Origin of the sequence: Gilliamella sp. wkB171 (assembly GCF_001693755.1) — a bacterium.
In the GTDB taxonomy this organism is placed as follows: domain Bacteria; phylum Pseudomonadota; class Gammaproteobacteria; order Enterobacterales; family Orbaceae; genus Gilliamella; species Gilliamella apicola_F.
The window spans coordinates 221,149-228,422 of record NZ_LYST01000039.1 but is presented as its reverse complement, the minus strand read 5'-3'; the positions used below and the strand labels follow the sequence as shown (position 1 = coordinate 228,422).

The window sequence follows — 7,274 nt, the reverse complement described above, 5'->3', positions numbered from 1 at the left end:
ATGTAGTATATTGCTAAATAGTCCGTTTAAGGTTGGTAACATAGTGACGGTTCATAACTTTATCCGATGAGAACTTACAAACAATCAAAAAGGTCCTCTCTTTTCAAAATAGACAAATTGATAAAATCCAAGAAGCAATGTTAATAATATCAATATCTTAATAAAAATTAGAACTGTATACCAAACTCATTAAAAGATAAAAACAAATGCATAATGGCTTTTGTAAAGATCTAAATTACGTTTAGCAACAACCAAATAAATAAGATAACTAAATCATTACCAGATATTTATTGATTTAACTAAATGCAATTTAACCTCACGCCAAAAATTTCTTTATTAACAAATTCGATATATTTTAATTATAATATTTATTAATAGATATAGTGATATCGACACTTACTTTATAAATTAAAGGAAATTTTATGAAAATATTTATCAAAACAATTATATTAATTCTGATTCCATTTATGCTACAGGCAAAACCCGATGTGTCAAAAATCTATGGAAAAATAAAATTTGTTGATTCATTCCCCGATTACAGGGTGAAAGTCGTGAAAAGTTTTCCCGATCTGCGGGTCAAAAAAACGAATGGTTTTGCAAACAAACCGGGAGAGTGGAAAATAGTCGATAGTTTTCCAAATTACAAAATACAGATTGTCGATTCTTTTCCTGATTTTACTATTCAGTATGTTGATTCATTTCCTGGAGTTAAATAATAATTAATTAGATAATTAAGTCGTCTGTTTTAACTTAATAAAAAGTCACAATTTAAATTGCGACGAAAAATAACAGTAATATCCTTGAACAAATAAATAGGTATTTTTTAGCTATTTCATGCTTAATACTATAACTGTTCAATCAGATCGATTTTAGTTATAGGATGTATTTTGAAGGATTAAAATAGAGAAAAAGTAGGCTCGGCTAACCAATCAATATTGAGTGCTTTTTATCCATAACTTCTTGTAATACAGGATAATATGTAATTTAGTCAGTCATTGAGGTTGTATTTAGATTTTATCGTAAAACTTTCAATAAAAACGCTTTTTAAAATCATTATATTCTTATCAAAATCTGACCCCAGCAGGAATCGAACCTGCAATTAGCCCTTAGGAGGGGCTCGTTATATCCATTTAACTATGAGGTCACAGCGGCGTGTATTTTAATAAATTTATATCAATAATACCAATTAAATAACGAAAAATTTTCTATTTTAAGTAAACATGATACAATCGCAGCATCTCTAATCTTATATTATTTTGTCGAAGATATTATGAAAAAAAGAATCGTTGGCATGATGTTTTCTGTAATGGCGCTTACTAGTTGTGCAACTTATCAACCAGAAACCAATTCCTATAGTGATCCATTATCAGGATTTAATAAAGCGATGTTCAATGTTAACTACTATGCGCTTGATCCCTATATTTTACGCCCAGCCGCTGTTGTATGGAAAGATTATGTCCCTACCCCTATGCGAAAAGGCGTAGTTAATGTTTCATCAAACCTTTCCGAGCCAGCATCGATGGTAAATAACCTTTTACAAGGTGATGTGCATAAGGCTGGTACACATTTAGCTCGATTCTTTCTAAATACTGTTTTTGGTGTTGCTGGTCTTTTTGATGTTGCGAGTATGGTCGATCCACAGTTGCAAAAAGGCAATAAACGCACTTTTGGTGATGTTTTAGGTCACTACGATGTTCCTTATGGACCTTACGTTGTGTTACCTTTCTATGGTTCAGCGACATTACGTGAAGAAGGTGGAGGATTAGTTGATACACTCTATCCACCACTAGTTTGGTTAGATTGGCAATGGGCTTTAGTTCGTGGCGTGTTTGACGGGATTGAAGCGCGTGCAGTCGCTATTCAATATGAAGATCTTATTAAAAATAGTGATGACCCATACAATTTTATGCGTAATGCTTACTTCCAACGTAATGACTTTATTGCCTCCGGCGGCAAAGTGGACGAAGAAAAGCAACAACAACGTGAAGAGAGTATTAACAGCTTTATTAATGATATCGATTCACAATAGTTATAATAGTTATTGTTATTATTATTAAATAATTAAACCGCCACTAGCATTGGCGGTTTTTTATTTCCCTTTCATTTCAGGTAGATATTGCCAAAATCGCTTTGGCATCTGTTGACGTTGCAATTTAGGATTCACTCTTTCTTTAATAGTTAACGCGTTACAATAACGCAGCCACATGGTTTGAAATAGTTGTTCATCTTTAGTCATATAGTCTTGATTAATCATACTGTTAATAACTATATCTTGATGATTAGCTAGCGATATTCGTTCAATTTTTTCAAGATTATAAAAATAGCCATATTGCCGCTTCTCATCATAAATCGCCCATTTTTGATCCGCATAGCGATCTTGAAAAAAATTTAACACTAAGGGTAACGCATTATAAATTGGTGCAATGACCGCAAAATAAATTTTTTCACTTAAACTATTTTCACAAACGCTTATTGGATTGTTTATCGCATTAAATCGCACAAACTGCACTAAATGATGCTTTTCCCGACTCACTTTTTTAGCAATATCATGCACAGTTAGCACATCAGGATCGCCAAAATCGGTTTCAATTGAATGTGTTGATTGAAAAACTTTACAGATATAACGCAAAATAATTAAGTCACTTTCAGGAAGTTCTGACAACCAAACATACAACAACTGATTAAGCGCAATTTTTGAAATTTTTTTTTCGAGTGCAAGTTGTACCCGTTCGCATTTGCTGTTACGAAATTCAACTACATGCGTTTCTGTCGCTAATAAGGGCGCTACATCGCCTTCAAGCAATAAACACTCTGGCATTTTTTTTAACTTGAATGTGTCAAACACGGCACAAAGCAACCCTTCAAAAGTTTTGTCATAATAAAAGACTATCATTAACTAAAACCCCATTACTAATTGCTGAGGTAAAGAAGCGGCTTTTGCTTCTAACAAAGGTGGTTCTTGTAAAGAAAGACGAATATACTCAGCTGAAGAGTCAAGTAGCTTGAATTTTCGCATCTCATGACAAACAATAAAAAATTGCGCGCGCTTCAAAACTACCCCTATGCGTTTAAGTGCCTCTAAATTAAGTTTTCGATGGCGCCTTGCCATAACAATAAGTTTGGCCGATTTAACACCAATGCCGGGAACGCGTAAAATTTTTTGATAACTATCGTAATTAATATCTACCGGAAAAAATTGTGGGTTACGTATTGCCCACGATAATTTAGGATCAACCGTCAAATCAAGATCCGGATAACTGTCATTTACAATTTCATCCACATCAAAACCATAAAAACGCAAAAGCCAGTCAGCTTGATACAATCGATTTTCGCGAACCCTAGGCACTTCTTGCAGGACAGGCAATCTTTTATCATAGCTATTTACTGGCACAAATCCTGAATAGTAAACACGCTTCATGCTGGGTCTTTTATATAACTTAGCGGTCAATTGTAAAATTTGATTATCCGATTCATCCGTTGCACCAATAATCAGTTGTGTACTTTGTCCTGCGGGTACAAATTTAGGAGTCGATTTTATTCTTTTACGATCTTCCACATTCTCCAATAAATTTTGTTGGATATGGCGCATGGGTTGATAAATGGTTTGATGATCTTTGTCTGGTGCCAATAATTTAAGATTTTTTTCTGTTGGAATTTCTAAATTAACACTCATTCGATCAACCAGTAATCCAGCTTGTTTAATCAAATCATTGCTAGCTCCGGGTATCGCTTTCATATGAATATAACCATTGAAATCATAGTCTTTACGCAAAATGGTAACAACTTTGATCATCTTTTCCATTGTATGATCGGGGCTTCGAACAATACCGGAACTTAAAAATAGCCCTTCTATATAGTTACGACGATAAAATTCTATTGTTAATTGGGCTAACTCTTTCGGGGTAAAACCCGCCCTTGGAATATCATTGCTCTGTCGATTAATACAGTAAGCACAATCAAACATACAGTAGTTAGTCAACATAATTTTAAGCAATGCAACACATCGACCATCGGCGGTAAAAGTATGACAAATACCTCGACTATGAGCATTACCAATACCTTTATGTTTATTTGATCGAGAACTGCCGCTCGAAGCACAAGAAACATCATATTTAGCTGATTCTGCTAATATTTCAAGTTTATTAATCATTTTGTCGTTCATATCACACCACAATAACTGTTTTTATATACAGTATTATAAAGATTATAATAGTGTGTGCAACAATTTAATAAAGGATAATTTTGGTTGATCCACCTCATCAGATCAGAAAATTCATAATAGTCATTGAATAAACTACCGGAATGAAAAGTACTAAATTAATCACGCTTTGTGATGTAAACGGATTATTATCTTTCATCAGCATAAATAAAATAGATAATGGGGTATTGTTCAGCTTACAAGTGTACGCTATAATCACATCAATTTTTCATATGAAGCTAGATAATTTTAGGAGTAAAGCATTAAATGAAACGTGTTGTAATTACAGGGTTAGGTATTCTATCAAGTATCGGTAACAATACTAAAGAAGTTCTAGAATCATTAAAAGTAGGTCGAAGCGGCATTACTTTTTCACAAGAAATGAAAGATAGCGGAATGCGTAGCCATGTATGTGGAAATGTTAAATTAGATACAACAGGATTAATCGATCGTAAAATTGTTCGCTTTATGAATGATGCTTCTATTTATGGTTATTTAGCTTTACAACAAGCTATAGAAGATGCCAAATTAACCCCTGAACAAGTATCAAATCCTCGCACTGGTCTAATTGCCGGTTATGGTGGTTCAACAAAAACGCAATATAATGTCGTTGCAGGCATGAAAGAAAAAGGATTACGTGGAGTAGGCCCTTATGCGGTAACAAAATCAATGTCATCGGCAATTTCTGCATGTTTAGCCACACCATTTAAGATTAAAGGGGTAAGTTATTCCATGACTTCTGCTTGTGCAACATCAGTGCACTGTATTGGTCATGCAGCTGAATTAATTCAATTGGGCAAACAAGATGTTGTTTTTGCTGGTGGTGGTGAAGAACTCTGTTGGGAAATGTCTTGCGAATTTGATGCAATGGGTGCCCTTTCAACCAAATATAATGATACGCCAGAAAAAGCATCTAGAGCCTATGATGCAAACCGTGATGGTTTTGTTATCGCAGGTGGAGCGGGTATGGTAGTTGTTGAAGAGTTAGAACATGCGCTTGCACGTGGTGCACATATCTATGGTGAACTAGTCGGTTATGGTGCGACTTCGGATGGTTATGACATGGTTGCACCATCTGGTGAGGGTGCAATGCGTTGTATGCAGCTTGCTATTCAAGATTTAGACGTTCCTGTTGATTATATCAATACTCATGGTACTTCAACACCAGTTGGTGATGTTAAAGAGCTTTGGGCAATCAAACAAGTGTTTGGAGACAATATTCCAGCTATTTCTTCTACAAAGTCAATGACAGGTCACTCATTAAGCGCCACCGGTGCACAAGAGTTAATTTATTCACTATTAATGCTAGAGCATGGTTTTATTACACCAAGCATTAATATTGATGAACTTGATGAAGCCGCTATTGGTATGAATATCATTACTGAACCGACTGAACGTGAATTGACAACGGTTATGTCAAATAGTTTTGGTTTTGGTGGAACTAATGCTTCAATTGTGATGAAAAAATATAAAGCATAATCTAACTGATTGTTAAAAAATAAACTAAAACCGTTCAAATTAGAACGGTTTTTTATTTAAGGTAGCGATAGATAAGCGTAAATAAAATTATCAAATCACTTTTAAAGCGTTTATTTTCAAGTTTTATAGAACTTTACTCAAAAATAACTGTGTTCGTTCATTTTGTGGATGATTGAAGATTTGATCGGGTGAACCCTGTTCTTGAATAATGCCCTGATCAATAAAAATCACCCGAGTAGACATTTCTTTAGCAAAGCCCATTTCATGAGTCACAACAATCATTGTCATGCCCTCTTGCGCAAGTGATTTCATCACCGCTAACACTTCACCTACTAATTCGGGATCAAGCGCCGAAGTTGGTTCATCAAATAACATTACTTTTGGATCCATCATAAGCGCTCTAGCAATAGCCACACGCTGCTGTTGACCACCGGAAAGTTGACTTGGATAAGCATCAATCTTATCAATCAACCCGACTTTGGTTAACAATTTCTCTGCTTTGCTAATCGCGAGATCTTTGGGCATCTTTTTCACGTCTCTAGGTGCTAAAATAAGATTTTCCAGCACTGTCATATGTGGAAAAAGATTAAAGCGCTGAAACACCATCCCTACTGATTCTCGTAATTGATTAATATTGGTTTTAGGATCGTGCACTTTAAAACCATTAACTTCAATTTCACCGGATGTAATATCTTCCAATCCATTGATACATCGTAAAAAAGTGCTTTTACCTGAACCAGACGGACCAATTACCGAGATCACTTCTTTTTCTTGAATATCACACGAAATACCACGTAACACATGGATATCACCAAATTGCTTTTGTAGATTTTTAATGTGAATCACTTTTGCTCAACCTTTTTTCTAAATATTTTACCAGTAACGAGAGTAAGGATGTCATTATCCAATAAACCAAAGATATGACTAGGTAGGGCTCAGTATATGAGCCATAAGCCGCACCAGAAGTTCTTGCAGCGAAAGCTAAATCAGCCAGACCAATAGCTGCACCAAGGGAAGAATCTTTCAAAATAGCAATGGCATTATTACCTAGCGGTGGCAACATTCGCCGAAAAGCTTGGGGTAAAATCACTTTTCGCATGGTACTGCCATATCCCATACCTAATGAACGCGCAGCTTCCATTTGTCCTTTATCAATCGACTGAATCCCTGCCCTAAAAATTTCTGATATATAAGCACCAGCATTTAAAGTAATGGCTGTAACACATGAAATGAAAGCACCATATTGAGATCGTAGAAAGCGAGCGGTATCAACCGAAATCAAGTTATCAGATACAAGCAAACCATCTCGTGGGTTAATTAACAAAGGCATAAGAACAAAGTGAACGACCATAATTTGCACAAATAATGGCGTACCACGAAAAGCACTAACATATATTCTAACCGGCCATTGTACACAAAAATATAATGTATATTTCCAAACCCCATATTTTGCTGAAGCCGTGCGACCAATACCGAGCAATAATCCCCATAATGTGCCTAAAACGACACAAAACAGCGTACATTCAATAGTCATTTTTGCCCCTTCTATAAATAAGGGCAAGTATTCATTAATTATTTCCCAATTAAACGCCATAAA

Annotated in this window: 7 protein-coding genes and 1 tRNA gene; 3 read left to right on the top strand and 5 right to left on the bottom strand. The window is 35.2% G+C overall.

The window, feature by feature from the left end; genetic code table 11:
* Nucleotides 1-467: 467 nt before the first annotated feature.
* On the top strand, nucleotides 468-716 hold the full coding sequence (locus tag A9G03_RS06030; protein ID WP_065634191.1) for a hypothetical protein: 249 nt from the start codon (nucleotides 468-470) through the stop codon (nucleotides 714-716).
* A 356-nt stretch (nucleotides 717-1,072) separates the two neighbouring features.
* On the opposite strand, the gene A9G03_RS06025 is transcribed toward A9G03_RS06030, so the two are convergent.
* Nucleotides 1,073-1,144, bottom strand: a tRNA-Arg gene (locus tag A9G03_RS06025).
* A gap of 126 nt (nucleotides 1,145-1,270) precedes the next feature.
* On the opposite strand from A9G03_RS06025, the gene A9G03_RS06020 reads away from it, so the two are divergent.
* The gene (locus tag A9G03_RS06020) at nucleotides 1,271-2,029 is read left to right on the top strand and encodes an MlaA family lipoprotein (protein WP_065634190.1); all 759 of its coding nucleotides are present in this window, start codon (nucleotides 1,271-1,273) and stop codon (nucleotides 2,027-2,029) included.
* 60 nt (nucleotides 2,030-2,089) lie between these two features.
* Here A9G03_RS06020 and A9G03_RS06015 read toward each other — a convergent pair whose 3' ends face one another.
* Nucleotides 2,090-2,893 (bottom strand): TIGR03915 family putative DNA repair protein, encoded by an 804-nt coding sequence (locus tag A9G03_RS06015; protein WP_065634189.1) that lies wholly within the window; start codon nucleotides 2,891-2,893, stop codon nucleotides 2,090-2,092.
* Nucleotides 2,894-2,896: 3 nt separating this feature from the next.
* The gene (locus A9G03_RS06010) at nucleotides 2,897-4,162 is read right to left on the bottom strand and encodes a putative DNA modification/repair radical SAM protein (RefSeq protein ID WP_065634188.1); all 1,266 of its coding nucleotides are present in this window, start codon (nucleotides 4,160-4,162) and stop codon (nucleotides 2,897-2,899) included.
* Between the two features lie 303 nt (nucleotides 4,163-4,465).
* On the opposite strand from A9G03_RS06010, the gene fabB reads away from it, so the two are divergent.
* Nucleotides 4,466-5,677 carry a beta-ketoacyl-ACP synthase I gene (gene fabB / locus A9G03_RS06005; RefSeq protein ID WP_065634187.1) on the top strand — a complete coding sequence of 404 codons (1,212 nt, stop codon included), beginning with the start codon at nucleotides 4,466-4,468 and terminating at the stop codon, nucleotides 5,675-5,677.
* Between the two features lie 123 nt (nucleotides 5,678-5,800).
* Here fabB and A9G03_RS06000 read toward each other — a convergent pair whose 3' ends face one another.
* The gene (locus A9G03_RS06000) at nucleotides 5,801-6,523 is read right to left on the bottom strand and encodes an amino acid ABC transporter ATP-binding protein (RefSeq protein WP_065798687.1); all 723 of its coding nucleotides are present in this window, start codon (nucleotides 6,521-6,523) and stop codon (nucleotides 5,801-5,803) included.
* The gene (locus tag A9G03_RS05995) at nucleotides 6,510-7,271 is read right to left on the bottom strand and encodes an amino acid ABC transporter permease (RefSeq protein WP_065634185.1); all 762 of its coding nucleotides are present in this window, start codon (nucleotides 7,269-7,271) and stop codon (nucleotides 6,510-6,512) included. The genes A9G03_RS06000 and A9G03_RS05995 overlap by 14 nt, the downstream gene beginning before the upstream one ends.
* Nucleotides 7,272-7,274 lie beyond the last annotated feature (3 nt).

What these genes read in the sequence shown, in the direction of transcription:
- A9G03_RS06030 (WP_065634191.1), top strand. Translation starts at nt 468, where the DNA reads ATGCTACAGGCAAAACCCGATGTGTCAAAAATCTATGGAAAAATAAAA.
- A9G03_RS06020 (WP_065634190.1), top strand. Translation starts at nt 1,271, where the DNA reads ATGAAAAAAAGAATCGTTGGCATGATGTTTTCTGTAATGGCGCTTACT.
- A9G03_RS06015 (WP_065634189.1), bottom strand. Translation starts at nt 2,893, where the DNA reads ATGATAGTCTTTTATTATGACAAAACTTTTGAAGGGTTGCTTTGTGCC.
- A9G03_RS06010 (WP_065634188.1), bottom strand. Translation starts at nt 4,162, where the DNA reads ATGAACGACAAAATGATTAATAAACTTGAAATATTAGCAGAATCAGCT.
- fabB (WP_065634187.1), top strand. Translation starts at nt 4,466, where the DNA reads ATGAAACGTGTTGTAATTACAGGGTTAGGTATTCTATCAAGTATCGGT.
- A9G03_RS05995 (WP_065634185.1), bottom strand. Translation starts at nt 7,271, where the DNA reads ATGGCGTTTAATTGGGAAATAATTAATGAATACTTGCCCTTATTTATA.